Here is a 16,871-nt window from a genome sequence, read left to right on the forward strand (position 1 = left end):
TAAAATGTCTTTAATAAAAGAAATGTTATCTGCTGGTGTTCACTTTGGACACAAAAAAGCTTTCTGGAATCCACAAATGAAAGAATACATCTTTGGTATTAACCATGGTGTACACATTATTGACTTAGAGAAAACAGTTCCACTTTTCCAAGATGCAGTTAACTTTGTTGGTAAAACTGTTGCTAATGGTGGAAAAATTCTATTTGTTGGTACAAAAAGACAAGCGCAAGATATCATTGAAGCTGAGGCTAAAAGATGTGGTATGCCGTATGTGAGCCACAGATGGTTAGGTGGTATGCTTACTAACTACAAAACAGTTAGACAATCTATCAAAAGATTAGCTCAGTTAGAGAAAATGAGAGAAGATGGTACTTTAGAATCTTTAACTAAAAAAGAGATGTTACAAAATATCAGAACTATCGAAAAATTAGAGAAAGTTCTTGGTGGTATCAAAGAAATGGGTGGTTTACCTGATGCAATCGTTGTTATTGATAGCAACAAAGAGCATATTGCTATTCAAGAAGCTCAAAAACTAGGTATCAAAATTGTATCAATCGTAGATACAAACTCAAACCCAGAAGGTATTGATTACATCATTCCGGGTAATGATGATGCTGTTAAGTCAATATCTTTCTATATGAAAAAATTTGCTGATGCTGTTATTGATGCTCAAGGTCTAGATAGAGCAGTTGAAGCAAAAGGTGATGAAGTTGCTCAAGCATAAGAAACAAACAAGGATAAAACAATGTCAAATATTTCTGCTAAATTAGTAAAAGAACTTAGAGAAAGAACTGGTGCAGGTATGATGGAGTGTAAAAAAGCTCTAGTTGCTGCTGAAGGTGATATTGAAAAAGCTGCTGAAGAAATGAGAATTTCTGGTCAAGCAAAAGCTGATAAGAAAGCTTCACGCGTTGCTGCTGAAGGTGTTATTGAAGTTTATGCTGCTTATGGTAGAGCTATTTTGCTTGAGATCAATTCAGAGACTGATTTTGTTGCTAAAGATGAGACTTTCAAAGCATTTGCTCAAGAAGCTGTAAAAGCTGCTCATGCTGCTAACTCTAAGACTATCAAAGAAGTTTTAGCTGCTAAGACTTCAAATGGTGAAACTGTTGAAGAAGCTAGAAAATCTTTAATTGCTAAAATTAGTGAGAATATCCAAGTGCGTAGAGTTAAGACTATTGAAGCTAACACTTTAGGTGTTTATATTCACGGTAGTAAGATTGGTGTGGTTGTTGCATTAGAAGGTGGTGATGAAGATCTTGCTAAAGATGTTGCTATGCATGTTGCTGCTGCAAACCCTATGGTTGTATCTGGTGATCAAGTACCAGCGGACGTTGTTGCTAAAGAAAAAGAGATTTTTACAGCTCAAGCTAAAGAGAGTGGTAAACCTGCTGCGATTATTGAGAAAATGATTGTTGGTAGAATTCGTAAATTCTTAGATGAAGTTGCTCTTCTAGGTCAAGATTTTGTTAAAGATCCTGCCATCAAAGTTGAAAAGCTAGTTAAAGATAAAGGTGCTAAAGTAGTTAACTTTATAAGATTAGATGTTGGTGAAGGTATCGAGAAGAAAGAAGAAGACTTCGCAGCTGAGGTGGTGAGTCAAATTAAAGGTTAATATATGTCTAATAATTCGTCAGAATGTTCTCAAAAATCTCCAAAACTTAAGCGAATCCTTCTTAAGTTAAGTGGAGAGTCTTTATCAGCAGATCAAGGTTTTGGTATAAATGTTGAGTCTACTCAACCTATAATTGATCAAATCAAAACTCTTACTCATCATGGTATTAAAATTGCTATAGTTATTGGTGGGGGTAATATCCTTAGAGGTGGTAAGGCAAACTTTGGTGACAAAATAAAAAGAGCTACCACAGATTCGATGGGGATGATAGCTACGATGATTAATGCTTTAGCTTTGCGTGATATGCTTATTAGTGAAGGTGTTGTGGCAGAAGCTTTTTCAGCAAAAGGAGTTGATGGTTTGCTTAGGGTTGCAAGTGCGCATGAGTTTAACCAATTATTGGATGCTGGAAAGGTTTTAATTTTTGCTGGTGGCACTGGTAATCCGTTTGTAACTACCGATACTACAGCTAGCCTTAGAGCTGTTGAGATTGGTGCAGATGCTTTATTGAAAGCTACGACTGTTGATGGTGTTTATGATAAAGATCCAAATAAGTATCCTGATGCAAAACGTTTTGATAGAGTTACATATGCAGAAGTTGTGAGTAAAGAACTAAATGTTATGGATTTAGGCGCTTTCACACAGTGTAGAGATTTTGGTATACCGATATATGTATTTAATTTAAATCAGGCAGATGCTTTGGTTGATGCGGTTACTGAATCAAAATATGGCACTTGGGTTGCTTTAGACTAATTAGAGAAAAAGGAATTATTTATGATAAGTGATATTCTAAAAGATGCTGAGAATAGAATGAAAAAATCATTAGAAGTTTTAGCTGATGATTTAGCAAAAATTAGAACTGGTAGAGCACATCCAGATCTATTGATGCATATTAAGATAGATTATTATGGTGTTGAGACACCAATATCTCAAGCGGCTAATATAACTGTACTTGATGCTAGAACTTTGGGAATTATTCCTTGGGAAAAAGGTTTATCAAGCAAGATTGAAAAAGCTATTTTAACTTCTGATCTTGGACTTAACCCTACTAACTTAGGTGATTCACTAAGAGTTCCTATACCTGCTTTAAATGAGGAAAGAAGAAAAGAGTTGGTTAAGTTAGTCAAATCTGAAACAGAAGCAGGTAGAGTATCTATTAGAAATATTCGTCGTGATGCTAATAGTGATATCAAAGAACTTCTGAAAGAAAAAGAAATTACAAAGGATCAAGCTAAAAAAGCTGAGGACGATATTCAGAAAATTACTGATAAAATGATTGCCCAAGCTGATGCTCTTGCTGCTAAAAAAGAGCAAGATTTAATGGTTGTGTAATTACTTAGATTTCCCAATAAAACTTGTATTTTCGTTTATTCTTTTTTATCATTTAGCTAATTATAATTTTATTTCATAGTATTTATGACATCGGCTAAAGAAAATATTCTAAGGCATCTTGCTATTATTATGGATGGTAATGGTCGATGGGCAAGGAGTAAATTAAAACCGAGAATATTTGGTCATAAAAATTCAATATCGAGTGTTGATGCGGCAATAGAATACTGTGTCGAAAACAATATTGAAAGGCTTACTCTTTTTGCTTTTAGTCGAGATAACTGGTTAAGACCAGCTCAAGAAGTCACTGATCTTATGGATCTGTTTTACAAAACTCTAAAAGATAAGACCCTAAAGTTGCATGATAATAACATTGTCCTTAGTGTTGTAGGTGACCGAACACGACTATCTGATAAACTTATTAGTATGATTAAGTATAGTGAATCATTGACTAAGGCAAATACAGGTTTGAAACTTAGGTTGGCTGTTGATTATGCTGGGCGATGGGATATTGTTGAGGCTGCTAGATCTATAGCTAAAGATGTCAATGCTGGTAGGCTTAGTGTTGATGAAATCGATCAGCAGGATTTTGCTAGGTATTTGGTTGGCGGTGATGTGCCTGTTGATCTACTTATTCGTACAAGTGGAGAGGTGCGTTTAAGTGATTTTATGTTATGGCAATTAGCCTATGCTGAAATGTATTTTTCAGACATTATGTGGCCAGATTTTTCCAAGCAAGAGTTAAGCAAGGCTGTTAAGTACTTTTATTCTCGTCAAAGAAGATTTGGTAAAAGTGGTGAGCAGATTTAATTAAGAGGGGTATATGAAAGAAAGAATTGTAACTGGTATAGTTTTGGTCGCTGTAGTTTTTGGTTTTTTAGTTTTTGCATCAGACTATTTGTTTGGTGTTGGTGTATTTCTAGTTGCTTTGCTATCAGCATATGAATGGCTAAAACTTACAAAAATTGATCAGCAGGCAATATTTAAGAATCTTATTATATTCACGATAGTGGTTTTTGTGGTTGCGCAATTTTTTGTATATCTTCAATATATTTTCCCAATATTTTGGTTATATGCAATTTATAAGTTAGCTAGTTATGAACATCAGAAAATTGATACATTAACTACTAATAAAATGCTTGTTATGGGACTGTTTACTATATCGCCTTTTGTAGCATCGTTATATGTTTTGCATTCTAATGGTGCTGCGTGGATATTTATATTTATCTTGGTGATTGCTGCCGCTGACAGTGGCGCATATTTTACTGGTAAGACTATTGGTAGACGTAAAATGTTGCTACGACTTAGTCCAAATAAAACTATTGAAGGCTTGTTGGGTGGTTTGGTTTGTGCTGTTGTCGTTGCGGTGATCTTTCTTATCTACATGAATTTAAGTTTTGGTCAGTACATTTACATGGTGATAGTATCTGCTTTAATTGCGGTGTTATCTGTTGTTGGCGATGTTTTTGAGAGTATGATGAAGCGTATAGCTGGCATTAAAGATAGTGGTAACATTTTACCTGGGCATGGTGGTATGCTTGATAGATTAGATGGATATATGCCAACTTTACCAATATTTGTGCTGCTTGGTTACTTAGCTGGAGTTTTTGTTTTTTAGGGGGAGGATATGAAAATAGAGTTAAAAATTTTAGATAAAGAAGTTATAAAAGAGCTACCTAGCTATGCGACCGAAGATTCAGCAGCTATTGATTTAAGAGCGTGCATTTCTGAGTGTGTTTTTCTTAAGCCGGGTGAATGTAAACTTGTTGCAACTGGCATAGCTATTAATATTGCTAACCCAAATTATGCAGCAATGATTTTGCCAAGATCTGGCTTAGGTCATAAAAAAGGTTTAGTATTGGGCAATGGTACGGGACTTATAGATTCTGATTATCAAGGTGAGCTTATGGTTTCTTGTTTTAATCGCGCGCAAGAGATTATTGAAATAGAGCCATTGATGAGATTTGCACAACTAGTTATTGTTCCTGTAGTACAAGCAAATTTTGAGATTGTTGAAGAGTTTTCACAGCAGACAGCACGTGCTGCTGCTGGTTTTGGACATACAGGGGTTTGATTTATGTTTTTTAATATCCCTAATATTCTGACTTTTGGCCGTTTGGTATTAATCCCTTTTATAGTTATATGTTACTATTTTGATTTTCCACATCATCATGGTATTACTGCAACTCTATTTTTACTTGGAGCGGCGACTGATTGGTTAGATGGTTACTTAGCGCGTAAATGGGAACAAACTAGTAAGCTAGGTGCGTTTTTAGATCCTGTTGCTGATAAACTTATTATTGCTACTGCACTTTGTTTGTTTATAGAGATGTATCCTTATTGGTGGGCTACTATTCCTGCTATTGCGATGATCTGTAGGGAAATTCTTGTCTCAGCACTGCGTGAATGGATGGCTGAGCTAGGGCAGCGTAGTGTTGTTAAAGTTGGTATCTGGGGTAAGGTAAAGACTACGGCGCAGATGGCAGCATTATTTATATTTTTAATCAAACCAGCTATAGATTTTAGGCATTCCATAGACTATGCAAGTTTCAATACTTGGTTTATATTTTTAGGATTCTTGATGCTATATGTTGCTGTTATACTAACGATTTATTCTATGTGTAACTATCTATATGTAGCTTTTAAATCAGTTTTTGGTGCCTCTGATAACTAATTACTTTTTCTTTGCTTTTCTTTGCTTTTTTGTTATTATTATCGTCTAATGCTGCTTTTGCATAGCAAATGCTCTTATCGGGTGTTTGGATTGATTTGATATAAAAACTGATAAAAAACGGAGAATAAAAACTAATGGCAACTATAAATCAGTTGGTGAACAACCCTCGCAAGAGATCGGTTGTTAAGTCTAAGGTTCCTGCGTTAAAGGCGTGTCCTCAAAGAAGAGGTGTTTGTACTAGGGTTTATACTACAACTCCTAAGAAGCCTAACTCAGCACTTAGAAAAGTGGCCCGTGTAAGATTAACGAGTGGATTTGAAGTGACAAGCTATATTGGTGGGGAAGGTCACAACTTGCAAGAGCATAGTGTTGTGCTTATTAGGGGTGGTAGGGTTAAAGATTTGCCAGGTGTGCGTTACCACATTGTTAGGGGTGCTTTAGATACTTCAGGTGTTAATAATCGTAAGCACGGTCGTTCCAAGTATGGTACAAAGCGTCCTAAGTCTTAGTTTGTGTTTAAAATTTAACATTTGAAGAAGGTATAAAAATGTCTAGAAGAAATAGAGCTCCTAAAAGAGATATTCTACCTGATCCTAAGTATAAGAGTCAGGTTGTTGCTAAGTTTGTTAACCATATCATGCTAAGTGGTAAAAAATCAGTAGCAGAAAAAATAGTATATGGTGCATTCGATAAGATTAAAGCAAAAGATGCTTCAGCTAATGAAGAGGAAGTTTTTGAAAAAGCATTAGAAAGCGTTAGCCCAATAGTGGAGGTTAAGTCTCGCCGTGTGGGTGGAGCTACATATCAGGTTCCTGTAGAGGTTAGACCCGAACGTCGTCAAACTTTGGGTATGAGATGGATTATTGATGCTGCGCGTAAGAGAAAAGAAAATACTATGGGTGATAGGGTTGCTGCGGAAATTCTAGAAGCTGTAGAAGGTAGAGGCGCTGCTGTCAAGAAGAGAGAAGATACTCATAAGATGGCTGAAGCTAACAAAGCATTTGCTCACTTTAGATGGTAATAGGAGAATAGAAAATGCCTCGTAAGACAGCTTTAGAGAAATATAGAAATATTGGTATCTGCGCTCACGTTGACGCAGGTAAAACAACTACTACTGAGCGTATTCTTTTCTACACTGGTTTATCGCACAAGATCGGTGAGGTGCATGATGGTGCAGCTACTATGGACTGGATGGAGCAGGAGCAGGAAAGAGGTATTACAATTACTTCTGCTGCTACAACAACATTCTGGTCTGGTATGGATCAGCAGTTTGATGAACATCGTATCAACATTATTGATACTCCAGGTCACGTTGATTTCACAATTGAAGTTGAGCGTTCTTTACGTGTTCTAGATGGTGCGGTTGTAGTATTCTGTGGTTCATCAGGTGTTGAGCCGCAATCAGAAACTGTTTGGCGTCAAGCTAACAAGTATGGGGTACCTAGAATCGTATTTGTCAATAAGATGGATAGATCAGGAGCAGATTTTGAAAGAGTTTGTTGTCAAATCAGAACAAGATTAAAAGCAAATGTTGTTCCTGTGCAATTAAATATTGGTGCTGAAGAAGAATTCAAAGGAGTGATCGATCTTATCAGAATGAAAGCGATCATGTGGAATGAGGAAGACATAGGTCTTACTTGTGAGCTTGTTGATATCCCTGCAGAGCTTCAGAATAGGGCTGAAGAATTACGTATGGAGATGATTGAGGCAGCTGCTGAGTCTTCTGAAGAGCTTATGGAAAAGTACCTTGAGGATGGTGAGCTTTCTGAGGATAAAATCCACCAAGGTCTACGCACTAGAGTTCTTAATAATGAAATTGTTCTTGCATTCTGTGGTTCAGCATTTAAGAATAAAGGTGTTCAAGCAGTTCTTGATGGTGTTGTTAGGTATCTTCCAGCGCCAAACCAGGTGCTGGCTATTAAGTGTGAAACTGAAGATGGTGAGCCAGCTTCTAGACCATCTTCTGATGATGCGCCTTTCGCGGCATTGGCATTTAAACTTGCTACCGATCCATTTGTTGGTAACTTAACATTTATCCGTGTTTACTCAGGTGTACTTAAGTCTGGTGATGCGGTTTATAACCCTGTCAAAGGTAAGAAGGAGCGTGTAGGTCGTATCGTACAGATGCATGCTAATAAACGTGATGAGATTAAAGAAGTGCGTGCTGGTGATATCGCAGCGTGTATTGGTCTAAAGGATGTCACAACTGGTGATACTCTTTGCGATCAAGAAGATGTGGTGATTTTAGAAAGAATGGATTTCCCAGAGCCAGTAATATCTGTTGCTGTTGAACCTAAGTCAAAAGCTGACCAGGAGAAAATGTCGATAGCTTTAGGTAAGCTTGCAGCAGAGGATCCATCGTTTAGAGTTAGAACTGACGAAGAAAGTGGTCAAACAATTATTTCTGGTATGGGTGAGCTTCATTTGGATATTATTGTTGATCGTATGAGACGTGAGTTTAAAGTTGAAGCTAATGTTGGTAATCCACAGGTTGCATATAGAGAAACAATTAGATCAAAAGTCGAGCAAGAGTCTAAATTCGTGCGTCAATCTGGTGGTCGTGGCCAGTATGGTCACGTTTTTGTTAGATTTGAGCCTTTAGATGAAGTTGATGAGAATGGTGAAGCTAAAGTCTTCAAGTTTGTTGATGAGGTTGTTGGTGGTGTCATTCCTAAAGAATATATTGGTTCAGTTGCTAAAGGTATCGAAGAGCAGTTAAATAATGGTGTTCTAGCGGGCTACCCTATGATTGGCGTCAAGGCGACTTTATATGATGGTTCATATCACGATGTTGACTCATCTGAAATGGCGTTTAAGATTGCTGGTTCTATGGCGCTTAAAGAAGGTGCTAAGAAGGCTAATGCTTGTATCCTAGAGCCGATCATGAAAGTTGAGGTTGTGACTCCAGAAGATTACTTAGGTGACGTTATGGGTGATTTAAATAGAAGAAGAGGAATTATTGAGGGTATGGATGAGAACCCAAGTGGTAGAGTTATCAACGCTCTAGTTCCTTTAGCAGAAATGTTTGGTTACGCTACTAACGTGCGTTCTATAAGCCAAGGTAGAGCTTCATTCTCTATGGAGTTTAAGAAGTACGCTGAAGTACCAAATAATATTGCTGATGAAATCATCAAGTCACGTAACTCATAATTTTAGAAGGATTAATTAAAATGGCTATAAATAATCAACGTATCAGAATTAGATTAAAAGCCTTTGATCATAAGCTGATTGATATTTCCACACAAGAAATTGTTGATACTGCTAAGAAAACAGGGGCTCAAGTTAAAGGACCTATTCCTTTACCAGTACGCAAAGAGAGATTTACAATTCTTATTTCTCCGCATGTAAATAAGAAAGCAAGAGATCAATATGAGATTAGAACTCACAAGAGATTGATCGATATTGTTGAACCTACAGATAAGACTGTAGATGCTCTTATGAAGCTAGATTTAGCATCAGGTGTTGATGTTCAGATCAGTTTAAGCTAATATAATGTCACTTTTTTTATAAAAATTTTTTAAAAAGTAGTAAATTAGGTCTCTGTGGTCAATCGTAATCTCAGGGTTAATATAAAATAATAATAGAGGGTATAATAATGTCTTTAGGATTAGTTGGTCGCAAATGTGGTATGACTCGTATTTTTACTGAAGATGGTGTTTCTATTCCTGTAACAGTAGTCCAAGTTGAGCCTAACAAAGTTACTCAAGTTAAGACTGTTGAGAAGGATGGTTATAGCGCTGTTCAAGTAACTACTGGTTTTAAAAAGCGTTCAAATGTAAATAAACCTATGGCTGGTCACTATGCAAAGGCTGGTGTTGAACCAGGTAGAGGTTTATGGGAGTTTATTGTTGATGCAGCAGTTGAGTATCAAGTTGGTTCATTTTTTGATGCTACTATGTTCGAAGTAGGACAAAAAGTAGATGTAAGAGGTGTGTCAAAGGGTAAGGGTTTTCAAGGTGGTGTTAAGCGCCATAACTTTGCAACTCAGGATGCTACTCATGGTAATTCACTATCTCATAGAGTTCATGGTTCTACAGGTCAAAACCAAACACCTGGTAAAGTCTTTAAAAACAAAAAGATGGCTGGTCACTTAGGTAACGAGAACGTTACTATTCAGTCTCTTGAAATTGTGAGAGTGGACGCGGAAAATGGTTTATTACTTTTAAAAGATGGTATTCCTGGTTCAGTTGGTGGAGATATTATCGTTACTCCAGCTGTCAAAAGTTAGTAGATAAAATATTAATTATACCGGAGAGTTGTTGTGGACTTAAATATAAAATCTTTAGCTGGTCAAGAGGCTGGATCTGTAGGTGTTGCAGAAGGTGTTTTTGCAGCAGACTATAACGAAGCCTTAATTCACCAGGTTGTTATTGCCTACATGGCAGGCGCTCGTCAAGGTACAAAGGCTCAAAAAACTAGATCAGAAGTTTCTGGTGGAGGTGCTAAGCCTTGGAGACAAAAAGGTACAGGTAGAGCAAGAGCGGGTACTATCCGTTCACCTATCTTCAGAAAAGGTGGTGTTACGTTTGCAGCTAAGCCTAAGATTTATAAGCAAAAAGTTAATCGTAAGATGTATTCAGGTGCGGTTAAGTCAATCTTATCTGAACTATTAAGATCAGGCAGAATGACTGTTGTTGAAGAGTTAAGATTAGAAACTCCAAAAACAAAAGAGTTCAAATCAGTGATTGACTCTTTAGGAGTTAAAGATGTGCTTTTTGTTGTTGGTGTGGAAGAATTTAGTGAGAATTTATACCTATCTTCTAGAAACCTTAAGGATGTGGCAGTATGTGATTCTGTGGAAATTAACCCAGTTTCTTTAGTATGCTTTGAGAACGTTGTTTTCACTAAAAAGGCTATAAAAGAAATAGAGGAGAAGTTAGTATGAGTTCTCAAGAAAAATTATTAAAAACTGTTATAAGACCTTATGTTTCTGATAAAACTTATGGTCTTTCAGATGCAAATTCAACTATAGTGTTCGAAGTGGCTAGATTTGCAAACAAGCAAGATGTCAAGAATGCTGTAGAGCAGCTATTTGAAGTTCAGGTTGAGTCAGTAAATATCCTTAACGTTAAGGGTAAGGCGCGTAGATTTGGTCGTGTTGAAGGTAGGACAAAGGCTTGGAAAAAAGCTTATGTGAAGCTTGCTGAAGAGCATGATATCAATTTTGTTGGTACAGAGTAATTTAAAGAAGGTTTATAATCATGATTGAAATAAAAAAAGCTAAACCTACTTCACCTGGCCGTCGCCACGTAGTGAGCGTAAAGGATACAGAATTACATACAGGTAAGCCATTTAAAGGTTTAGTAGAAGTAAAGAAAAGTAAAGCTGGTAGAAATAATACTGGTAGAATTACAGTTCGTCATCAAGGTGGCGGTCATAAGCAGCATTACCGTATAATAGACTTTAAGAGAAATAAAGATGACATAACAGCTAAGGTTGAGAGAATCGAGTACGATCCAAACCGTAGTGCAAATATTGCTTTAGTCCTTTATGCTGATGGTGAGAGAAGATATATTATTGCGCCGAAAAGTTTAAAGAAGGATATGTCTGTAGTATCTGGTGAGAAAGTGGATGTTGCTGTTGGTAACTGTATGCCACTTAGAAATATACCTCTAGGTACAGTTATACACAATATTGAGATGAAGCCTAAAAAAGGTGCACAGTTGATTAGAAGTGCTGGTACTTTTACTCAGTTGGTTGGTAAGGATAATGCGTATGCGATTATTCGTCTAAGATCGGGTGAAATGAGAAGAGTGCTTTTAGACTGTAAAGCAGTTATAGGTGTGGTATCTAATTCTGAGCATAACTTAAGATCTTTAGGTAAAGCTGGTGCTAAGCGCTGGAGAGGTATAAGGCCTACTGTAAGAGGTGTGGCGATGAACCCAGTAGATCACCCACATGGTGGTGGTGAGGGACGTACTTCTGGTGGTAGACATCCAGTTACGCCATGGGGTATCCCAACTAAAGGTTATAAGACGCGTAGAAATAAGCGTTCTAATAAGTTGATTGTTCAAAAACGTAAGTAATTAGGGAGAAGATTGTGCCTCGTTCATTAAAAAAAGGACCTTTTGTAGATCATCATCTTTTAAAGAAGGTTTTTGAAGCGCAAGAAAGTAATTCTAAAAAGCCAATCAAAACATGGTCAAGAAGATCAATGATTGTGCCAGATATGATAGGTTTAACTATAGCTGTACATAATGGTCAGCAGCACGTACCTGTTCTTATGACTGAAGAAATGGTTGGTCATAAGCTAGGTGAGTTCGTTATTACTCGTAACTACCGTGGTCATGCAGCTGATAAAAAAGCTAAGAAGAAATAGTTAGGGTTAAGATACATGGAAGTACAAGCTAAATTAAAATTTGCAAGAATCTCAGCTCAGAAATGTAGATTAGTTGCTGATCAGATCAGAGGTTTACCTGTAGAGCAAGCTATTAATCTTTTGACTTTTAGTAATAAAAAAGCTGCTGTATTAATCAAAGGTGTTTTGAACTCTGCAATTGCTAACGCTGAGCATAATGATGGTATGGATGTTGATTCTTTAGTTGTGTCAACTATCTTCATTGATGAAGGTCCTACAATGAAGCGTTTTGAAGCTAGAGCAAAAGGTCGTGGTAATCGTATTCTAAAAAGAACTTCACATATAACTGTGAAAGTTGCTGAGAAAAAATAAGAGGTGTAGTAGAAATGGGTCAAAAAGTAAATCCTAATGGTATTCGCTTAGGTTATATAAGAGACTGGCGTTCAACGTGGTATGCTGACTCTTCTAGCTACGCTACTAAGCTTAATGAAGATATTAAGGTTAGAGAGTTTTTACATAAAAAACTTGCAGCAGCAGCAGTTAGTAAGATTCAGATTGAGAGACCTGCTCAAAATGCTAAGATTACAATTCACACAGCTAGGCCTGGTATTGTAATTGGTAAGAAGGGTGAGGATGTCGAGAAGTTACGTGCTGAAGTTCACAAGCTGATGGGTATTCCAGTTCAGATAAATATTGAAGAAGTGCGTAAGCCTGAAATCGATGCTAAATTAGTTGCTGATAGCGTCGCTCAACAGTTAGAGAAAAGAGTGATGTTTAGAAGAGTAATGAAAAAAGCAATGCAAGCTGCTATGAAATCAGGTGCTAAAGGTATCAAGATCATGGTTAGTGGTCGTTTAGGTGGTGCTGAAATTGCTCGTTCTGAATGGTCTAGAAATGGTAGAGTTCCTCTACAAACATTTAGAGCAGATGTGGATTACGCTACAGCGGAAGCTTTAACAACTTATGGTGTTATTGGTGTTAAAGTCTGGATCTACAAGAGCGAAATCCTTCCGGGTCAAATTGCTGAGAAGAAAAATAATAAAAAAGGAGCTAAATAATGCTACAGCCTAAGCGTACAAAGTTTCGTAAACAGCAGAAGTTGCGTAATAGAGGATTAGCTCACAGAGGTAATAAAGTAAGCTTTGGCGAGTTTGGTCTTCAAGCGACATCTAGAGGTAGAATCACTGCTAGACAAATCGAGGCAGGAAGAAGAGCGATTAACCGTCATATCAAGCGTGGTGGTAAAGTTTGGATTAGAATCTTCCCAGATAAGCCTATAACACAAAAGCCTCTTGAAGTTCGTATGGGTAAAGGTAAAGGTTCAGTTGAATATTGGGTAGCTCAAATTCAACCGGGTCGCGTACTATATGAGATTACTGGTGTTAAAGAAGAGTTGGCTCGTGAGGCTTTTGCAAGAGCAGCAGCGAAAATGCCAGTATCAACAACTTTTGTTGAAAAGCAGGTAGTGTAATGAAAAGAAAAGATACTTTAAAAGATTATAGAGGTAAAAGTATTGACCAATTGCAAGAAGCGAAAATTAAGTTATTACAACAATTATTTTCTCTTCGTATGCAGAAGGGTACAGGGCAATTAAAAAAGAATCACTTATTTAAAAGTGCAAAAAGATATATTGCTCGTATAAATACAATAATATCAGAAAAGAATAAATAGGTGCCTTGAAAGATGAGCGATAAAATTAGATTGTTAGAAGGTAAAGTTTCTAGTGTAGTTATGGATAAAACTGTAGTTGTCAGAGCTGAAAGATATGTTAAGCACCCTTTGTATGGTAAGTTTGTTAAGAAAACTACAAAGTATTATGTCCATGATGAAAATAATGAATGTAAAGAAGGTGATGTTATTAAGTTCAAAGAAACTAGACCATACTCAAAAACTAAGAAGTGGTGTTTAGTCGATATTATTCATAGAGAAAAATAATAAATTTGATTTTATTTTTGTTTATTGATATATTTATTGGACTGCGAAATTACTTTGCAGTCTTATATAGTAATAAATAAGGGTTAGTTGTATGATTCAAATGCAAACAGAACTCCAAGTTGCTGATAATAGTGGCGCTAAGAGAGTAGAGTGTATAAAAGTTTTGGGTGGCTCTCATCGCAGATATGCATCTATAGGGGATGTTATTAAAGTAACTGTTAAAGAAGCTTCTCCAAGAGGTAAGGCTAAAAAAGGATCTGTATATAATGCTGTCGTTGTTAGAACAGCTAAAGGTGTACGTAGAAAAGATGGTTCTAAAGTCCGTTTTGATGGCAATGCTGCCGTGCTTCTAAATGCTAACGGACAACCGATCGGAACCCGTATCTTTGGTCCTGTTACTAGGGAGCTTCGTACAGAGAAGTTTATGAAGATTGTATCTTTAGCACCAGAAGTATTATAGTTATTTATTGAGGTGTAGATAATGAATAGATTAAAAAAAGGTGATGATGTAATAATTATCGCTGGTAAAGATAAAGGACGCAGAGGTGTTGTTAAGTCATTCGCTAGAGGCGGTTCTTTAGTTTTGGTTGAAGGTATAAATGTTGTTAGAAAACACATTAAGTCTAACCCAAATAAAGGTATAGAAGGTGGAGTTATTGAAAAAGAGCTTCCTATCGATACATCTAACGTTGCTATCTTTAACCCAGCTATTGAGAAAGCAGATAGAGTGGGTTATAAGTTTGTTGATGAGAAAAAGGTTCGCTATTTCAAGTCTAATGGCGAACTTGTAGACTTATAAGACTAGGTTTTATGGCAAGATTAAAAAATTTTTATCAAAAAGAGCTTGTTGCTAAGTTAAAAGCTGAGCTTAAGCTAGATAATATAATGGAAGTACCTACTATTAAGAAAATTACTCTTAATATGGGTGTGGGTGATGCTGCAAAAGATAAGAAAGTTATGACTTTTGCATTGAATGATTTGACAGCTATTGCTGGTCAAAAGCCGGTTGTTACTAAGTCTAAAAAATCAATTGCTGGTTTTAAAATTCGCGATGGATGGCCTATTGGTGCTAAAGTTACACTGCGTGGTGATCGTATGTACGAATTTTTAGATAGACTCATAACAATTGCTATTCCTAGGATTAGAGATTTTAGGGGATTAAGTGCTAAATCTTTTGATGGAAGAGGTAATTATAGCTTAGGTATGAGAGAGCAAATTTCTTTCCCTGAAATTGATTATGATAAAGTTGACTCTATCAGAGGTTTGGATATTTCGGTAACTACTACAGCTAAAAATGATGACCAAGGAAAAGCTTTGCTAAAAGCATTTGGTTTTCCTTTTAAGTCTTAATTTAAATTGGGGTTTAAAATGGCAAAAAGATCAATGATTCAGAGGGAATTAAAGAGAGAAAAATTAGTAGCTAAATATGCTCAAAAAAGAGCTGAGCTTAAAGCTGTTATTCTTGGTATAAATTCTACTGAAGAACAAAAATGGGAAGCTCAAATTAAACTGCAAAAGTTACCGGTAAACTCATCAGCTTCTAGAGTTCAAAGAAGATGTAAGATTACAGGTAGACCACATGCTGTATACAGAAAATTCGGCTTATGTCGTAATAAGCTTAGAGAGTATGCAATGGCAGGTGATGCTCCTGGTTTGAAAAAAGCTAGTTGGTAATAAGGAATTTTAAGTTATGAGTATGCAAGATCCTATCGCGGATATGTTTACAAGAATCAGAAACGGACTTTCTGCTGAAAAAGAATTTGTTTCTGTACCATTCTCAAAGATGAAAATGGAAATCGCGAACTTTTTAGTTAACGAAGGTTATATTAAAAGTTGTTCAAAAGGTACAACTACAGCTGGTCATCCTTCTATTGAAATAGAACTTAAGTATTATGCAGGTACTCCTGTTATTGAAATGATCAAAAGAGTTTCTAGACCAAGTTTGAGAATCTATAAGTCACACGCAGACTTACCTAAGGTATATGGTGGTTATGGTGTTGCTATTATTTCTACATCAAAAGGTTTAGTAAGTGATAGAAAGGCTAGAGATCTTGGTGTCGGTGGCGAAATAATTGGCTACGTGGCTTAAGTTTGGAAGGAGATTGATATGTCAAGAATAGGTAAAAAACCTGTTACTATCCCAAGCGGTGTTACGGTCAATGTTGCTGCTGGTAATAAGGTTGAAGTTAAAGGTGCAAAAGCAACTTTAAGCAAGACTTTTTCTACTGATGTGACTTTTAATGTTGCTGATAATGTTGCAACTATAACACCAAATAATAACAGTAAAAATGCTGTTGCGCAGTCTGGTACTGCAAGAGCAATACTTAGTAACATGGCTGAAGGTGTTAGCAAAGGTTTTGAAAGAAAGCTTAAAATTATTGGTGTTGGTTATCGGGCTAAAGCACAAGGTAACGAGCTTAACCTTACTTTAGGCTTCTCACATCCTGTAGTATACAAGTTGCCACAAGGTATAATAGCTGAAACTCCAGTTCCTACAGAAATTATTCTAAAAGGTGCTGATAAAGAGCTTTTAGGCAAGGTAGCTTCAGAGATAAGAGAATATAGAAAGCCTGAGCCTTACAAAGGTAAAGGTGTTCGTTATGAAGATGAGCATGTAGTGAAGAAGGAAGCTAAGAAGAAGTAGTTAGGTAAGGAATAGATAATTATGGATAAAAAAACTGCTCGTTTAAATCGTAGTAAGCGTACTAGAATTAAACTAAGAGAGCTTGGTCATACTAGACTTTGTGTTTATAGAACACCAAGACACGTTTATGCACAAGTGATTTCTGGTAATGGTTCTACTGTATTGGCTGCTGCGTCTACTGTAGAGAAAGATGTTAAAGCAAAGTGTAAATATACTGGTAATGTAGAATCTGCTGCAATTGTAGGTGAAATCATTGCTAATAGATGTAAAGAAAAAGGTATTTCACAGGTTGCTTTTGATAGATCTGGATATAAGTATCATGGACGTGTTAAAGCTTTAGCAGAAGCTGCTAGAGAGCATGGTCTTCAGTTTTAAC

29 protein-coding genes are annotated in these 16,871 nt (G+C 36.5%); all 29 read left to right on the forward strand.

All coding sequences use genetic code 11. The features are described from left to right. Positions 1-4 precede the first annotated feature (4 nt). The 29 genes from rpsB (at position 5) to rplR (ending at position 16,870) form a co-directional block, all read left to right on the forward strand. Complete coding sequence (gene rpsB, locus C9379_RS02970; protein ID WP_143384851.1) at positions 5-724, forward strand: 30S ribosomal protein S2; 720 nt, start codon at positions 5-7, stop codon at positions 722-724. Between the two features lie 21 nt (positions 725-745). Continuing rightward, positions 746-1,615, forward strand: coding sequence for a translation elongation factor Ts (gene tsf, locus C9379_RS02975; RefSeq protein ID WP_143384852.1), 870 nt, complete (start codon positions 746-748; stop codon positions 1,613-1,615). A 3-nt stretch (positions 1,616-1,618) separates the two neighbouring features. After that, positions 1,619-2,368, forward strand: a complete 750-nt coding sequence (pyrH, locus tag C9379_RS02980) for a UMP kinase (protein ID WP_143384853.1) — start codon at positions 1,619-1,621, stop codon at positions 2,366-2,368. 21 nt (positions 2,369-2,389) lie between these two features. Further along, positions 2,390-2,947, forward strand: coding sequence for a ribosome recycling factor (frr, locus tag C9379_RS02985; protein WP_143384854.1), 558 nt, complete (start codon positions 2,390-2,392; stop codon positions 2,945-2,947). 84 nt (positions 2,948-3,031) lie between these two features. After that, positions 3,032-3,754 carry a polyprenyl diphosphate synthase gene (uppS, locus tag C9379_RS02990; RefSeq protein ID WP_143384855.1) on the forward strand — a complete coding sequence of 241 codons (723 nt, stop codon included), beginning with the start codon at positions 3,032-3,034 and terminating at the stop codon, positions 3,752-3,754. A gap of 13 nt (positions 3,755-3,767) precedes the next feature. Next, positions 3,768-4,562, forward strand: coding sequence for a phosphatidate cytidylyltransferase (locus C9379_RS02995; RefSeq protein WP_143384856.1), 795 nt, complete (start codon positions 3,768-3,770; stop codon positions 4,560-4,562). Between the two features lie 9 nt (positions 4,563-4,571). Next, on the forward strand, positions 4,572-5,018 hold the full coding sequence (gene dut, locus C9379_RS03000) for a dUTP diphosphatase (RefSeq protein WP_143384857.1): 447 nt from the start codon (positions 4,572-4,574) through the stop codon (positions 5,016-5,018). A 3-nt stretch (positions 5,019-5,021) separates the two neighbouring features. Next, positions 5,022-5,618, forward strand: coding sequence for a CDP-diacylglycerol--glycerol-3-phosphate 3-phosphatidyltransferase (gene pgsA / locus C9379_RS03005; protein ID WP_143384858.1), 597 nt, complete (start codon positions 5,022-5,024; stop codon positions 5,616-5,618). A gap of 134 nt (positions 5,619-5,752) precedes the next feature. After that, positions 5,753-6,127 carry a 30S ribosomal protein S12 gene (rpsL, locus tag C9379_RS03010; RefSeq protein ID WP_003035357.1) on the forward strand — a complete coding sequence of 125 codons (375 nt, stop codon included), beginning with the start codon at positions 5,753-5,755 and terminating at the stop codon, positions 6,125-6,127. A gap of 38 nt (positions 6,128-6,165) precedes the next feature. Continuing rightward, entirely contained in the window at positions 6,166-6,639 is a 474-nt protein-coding gene (rpsG, locus tag C9379_RS03015) for a 30S ribosomal protein S7 (RefSeq protein ID WP_143384859.1), read from the forward strand. A 14-nt stretch (positions 6,640-6,653) separates the two neighbouring features. Next, positions 6,654-8,768, forward strand: a complete 2,115-nt coding sequence (gene fusA, locus C9379_RS03020) for an elongation factor G (protein WP_143384860.1) — start codon at positions 6,654-6,656, stop codon at positions 8,766-8,768. A 20-nt stretch (positions 8,769-8,788) separates the two neighbouring features. Continuing rightward, positions 8,789-9,106 carry a 30S ribosomal protein S10 gene (gene rpsJ, locus C9379_RS03025; protein ID WP_003027204.1) on the forward strand — a complete coding sequence of 106 codons (318 nt, stop codon included), beginning with the start codon at positions 8,789-8,791 and terminating at the stop codon, positions 9,104-9,106. A gap of 107 nt (positions 9,107-9,213) precedes the next feature. Continuing rightward, the gene (gene rplC, locus C9379_RS03030) at positions 9,214-9,846 is read left to right on the forward strand and encodes a 50S ribosomal protein L3 (protein ID WP_143384861.1); all 633 of its coding nucleotides are present in this window, start codon (positions 9,214-9,216) and stop codon (positions 9,844-9,846) included. Between the two features lie 33 nt (positions 9,847-9,879). Further along, a complete protein-coding gene (gene rplD / locus C9379_RS03035) occupies positions 9,880-10,503 on the forward strand; it encodes a 50S ribosomal protein L4 (RefSeq protein WP_143384862.1) in 624 nt (207 codons plus the stop codon). Next, positions 10,500-10,799, forward strand: a complete 300-nt coding sequence (gene rplW, locus C9379_RS03040) for a 50S ribosomal protein L23 (RefSeq protein WP_143384863.1) — start codon at positions 10,500-10,502, stop codon at positions 10,797-10,799. Before rplD ends, rplW begins: the two co-directional genes overlap by 4 nt. Positions 10,800-10,819: 20 nt before the next feature. Beyond that, a complete protein-coding gene (gene rplB / locus C9379_RS03045) occupies positions 10,820-11,644 on the forward strand; it encodes a 50S ribosomal protein L2 (protein WP_143384864.1) in 825 nt (274 codons plus the stop codon). A 14-nt stretch (positions 11,645-11,658) separates the two neighbouring features. Then, complete coding sequence (gene rpsS / locus C9379_RS03050) at positions 11,659-11,937, forward strand: 30S ribosomal protein S19 (RefSeq protein WP_143384865.1); 279 nt, start codon at positions 11,659-11,661, stop codon at positions 11,935-11,937. A 15-nt stretch (positions 11,938-11,952) separates the two neighbouring features. Next, a complete protein-coding gene (rplV, locus tag C9379_RS03055; protein ID WP_143384866.1) occupies positions 11,953-12,288 on the forward strand; it encodes a 50S ribosomal protein L22 in 336 nt (111 codons plus the stop codon). Between the two features lie 14 nt (positions 12,289-12,302). Further along, positions 12,303-12,974 carry a 30S ribosomal protein S3 gene (rpsC, locus tag C9379_RS03060; RefSeq protein WP_143384867.1) on the forward strand — a complete coding sequence of 224 codons (672 nt, stop codon included), beginning with the start codon at positions 12,303-12,305 and terminating at the stop codon, positions 12,972-12,974. Then, on the forward strand, positions 12,974-13,387 hold the full coding sequence (gene rplP / locus C9379_RS03065; protein ID WP_143384868.1) for a 50S ribosomal protein L16: 414 nt from the start codon (positions 12,974-12,976) through the stop codon (positions 13,385-13,387). Before rpsC ends, rplP begins: the two co-directional genes overlap by 1 nt. Next, positions 13,387-13,587 carry a 50S ribosomal protein L29 gene (rpmC, locus tag C9379_RS03070; protein ID WP_143384869.1) on the forward strand — a complete coding sequence of 67 codons (201 nt, stop codon included), beginning with the start codon at positions 13,387-13,389 and terminating at the stop codon, positions 13,585-13,587. The genes rplP and rpmC overlap by 1 nt, the downstream gene beginning before the upstream one ends. A 12-nt stretch (positions 13,588-13,599) precedes the next feature. After that, positions 13,600-13,851 carry a 30S ribosomal protein S17 gene (gene rpsQ, locus C9379_RS03075; RefSeq protein ID WP_143384870.1) on the forward strand — a complete coding sequence of 84 codons (252 nt, stop codon included), beginning with the start codon at positions 13,600-13,602 and terminating at the stop codon, positions 13,849-13,851. A gap of 91 nt (positions 13,852-13,942) precedes the next feature. Continuing rightward, positions 13,943-14,311: a 50S ribosomal protein L14 gene (gene rplN / locus C9379_RS03080; protein ID WP_003014346.1), complete on the forward strand. Its 369-nt coding sequence runs from the start codon at positions 13,943-13,945 to the stop codon at positions 14,309-14,311. Between the two features lie 21 nt (positions 14,312-14,332). Continuing rightward, positions 14,333-14,650, forward strand: a complete 318-nt coding sequence (rplX, locus tag C9379_RS03085; protein WP_143384871.1) for a 50S ribosomal protein L24 — start codon at positions 14,333-14,335, stop codon at positions 14,648-14,650. Positions 14,651-14,661: 11 nt separating this feature from the next. After that, positions 14,662-15,201: a 50S ribosomal protein L5 gene (rplE, locus tag C9379_RS03090; protein ID WP_143384872.1), complete on the forward strand. Its 540-nt coding sequence runs from the start codon at positions 14,662-14,664 to the stop codon at positions 15,199-15,201. A gap of 18 nt (positions 15,202-15,219) precedes the next feature. Beyond that, entirely contained in the window at positions 15,220-15,525 is a 306-nt protein-coding gene (rpsN, locus tag C9379_RS03095; protein WP_143384873.1) for a 30S ribosomal protein S14, read from the forward strand. Positions 15,526-15,541: 16 nt separating this feature from the next. Further along, complete coding sequence (rpsH, locus tag C9379_RS03100; protein WP_143384874.1) at positions 15,542-15,940, forward strand: 30S ribosomal protein S8; 399 nt, start codon at positions 15,542-15,544, stop codon at positions 15,938-15,940. 18 nt (positions 15,941-15,958) lie between these two features. Beyond that, positions 15,959-16,495 (forward strand): 50S ribosomal protein L6, encoded by a 537-nt coding sequence (rplF, locus tag C9379_RS03105; protein ID WP_143384875.1) that lies wholly within the window; start codon positions 15,959-15,961, stop codon positions 16,493-16,495. Between the two features lie 21 nt (positions 16,496-16,516). After that, positions 16,517-16,870, forward strand: a complete 354-nt coding sequence (gene rplR / locus C9379_RS03110; protein ID WP_143384876.1) for a 50S ribosomal protein L18 — start codon at positions 16,517-16,519, stop codon at positions 16,868-16,870. Position 16,871: the final 1 nt, after the last annotated feature.

Origin of the sequence: Francisella-like endosymbiont, from assembly GCF_003069505.1 — a bacterium.
GTDB lineage: Bacteria > Pseudomonadota > Gammaproteobacteria > Francisellales > Francisellaceae > Francisella.

Bases quoted from the DNA above. Each gene is read 5' to 3' on its own strand.
- rplP (WP_143384868.1), top strand. From the start codon at position 12,974: ATGCTACAGCCTAAGCGTACAAAGTTTCGTAAACAGCAGAAGTTGCGT.
- rpsQ (WP_143384870.1), top strand. From the start codon at position 13,600: ATGAGCGATAAAATTAGATTGTTAGAAGGTAAAGTTTCTAGTGTAGTT.
- rplN (WP_003014346.1), top strand. From the start codon at position 13,943: ATGATTCAAATGCAAACAGAACTCCAAGTTGCTGATAATAGTGGCGCT.
- rpsH (WP_143384874.1), top strand. From the start codon at position 15,542: ATGAGTATGCAAGATCCTATCGCGGATATGTTTACAAGAATCAGAAAC.
- frr (WP_143384854.1), top strand. From the start codon at position 2,390: ATGATAAGTGATATTCTAAAAGATGCTGAGAATAGAATGAAAAAATCA.
- rpsC (WP_143384867.1), top strand. From the start codon at position 12,303: ATGGGTCAAAAAGTAAATCCTAATGGTATTCGCTTAGGTTATATAAGA.
- fusA (WP_143384860.1), top strand. From the start codon at position 6,654: ATGCCTCGTAAGACAGCTTTAGAGAAATATAGAAATATTGGTATCTGC.
- dut (WP_143384857.1), top strand. From the start codon at position 4,572: ATGAAAATAGAGTTAAAAATTTTAGATAAAGAAGTTATAAAAGAGCTA.
- pyrH (WP_143384853.1), top strand. From the start codon at position 1,619: ATGTCTAATAATTCGTCAGAATGTTCTCAAAAATCTCCAAAACTTAAG.
- rpsJ (WP_003027204.1), top strand. From the start codon at position 8,789: ATGGCTATAAATAATCAACGTATCAGAATTAGATTAAAAGCCTTTGAT.
- rpmC (WP_143384869.1), top strand. From the start codon at position 13,387: ATGAAAAGAAAAGATACTTTAAAAGATTATAGAGGTAAAAGTATTGAC.
- rpsN (WP_143384873.1), top strand. From the start codon at position 15,220: ATGGCAAAAAGATCAATGATTCAGAGGGAATTAAAGAGAGAAAAATTA.
- rplF (WP_143384875.1), top strand. From the start codon at position 15,959: ATGTCAAGAATAGGTAAAAAACCTGTTACTATCCCAAGCGGTGTTACG.
- rpsB (WP_143384851.1), top strand. From the start codon at position 5: ATGTCTTTAATAAAAGAAATGTTATCTGCTGGTGTTCACTTTGGACAC.
- rplR (WP_143384876.1), top strand. From the start codon at position 16,517: ATGGATAAAAAAACTGCTCGTTTAAATCGTAGTAAGCGTACTAGAATT.
- rplC (WP_143384861.1), top strand. From the start codon at position 9,214: ATGTCTTTAGGATTAGTTGGTCGCAAATGTGGTATGACTCGTATTTTT.
- uppS (WP_143384855.1), top strand. From the start codon at position 3,032: ATGACATCGGCTAAAGAAAATATTCTAAGGCATCTTGCTATTATTATG.
- rplB (WP_143384864.1), top strand. From the start codon at position 10,820: ATGATTGAAATAAAAAAAGCTAAACCTACTTCACCTGGCCGTCGCCAC.
- rpsL (WP_003035357.1), top strand. From the start codon at position 5,753: ATGGCAACTATAAATCAGTTGGTGAACAACCCTCGCAAGAGATCGGTT.
- rplX (WP_143384871.1), top strand. From the start codon at position 14,333: ATGAATAGATTAAAAAAAGGTGATGATGTAATAATTATCGCTGGTAAA.
- pgsA (WP_143384858.1), top strand. From the start codon at position 5,022: ATGTTTTTTAATATCCCTAATATTCTGACTTTTGGCCGTTTGGTATTA.
- rplE (WP_143384872.1), top strand. From the start codon at position 14,662: ATGGCAAGATTAAAAAATTTTTATCAAAAAGAGCTTGTTGCTAAGTTA.
- rpsG (WP_143384859.1), top strand. From the start codon at position 6,166: ATGTCTAGAAGAAATAGAGCTCCTAAAAGAGATATTCTACCTGATCCT.
- rplW (WP_143384863.1), top strand. From the start codon at position 10,500: ATGAGTTCTCAAGAAAAATTATTAAAAACTGTTATAAGACCTTATGTT.
- C9379_RS02995 (WP_143384856.1), top strand. From the start codon at position 3,768: ATGAAAGAAAGAATTGTAACTGGTATAGTTTTGGTCGCTGTAGTTTTT.
- rplV (WP_143384866.1), top strand. From the start codon at position 11,953: ATGGAAGTACAAGCTAAATTAAAATTTGCAAGAATCTCAGCTCAGAAA.
- tsf (WP_143384852.1), top strand. From the start codon at position 746: ATGTCAAATATTTCTGCTAAATTAGTAAAAGAACTTAGAGAAAGAACT.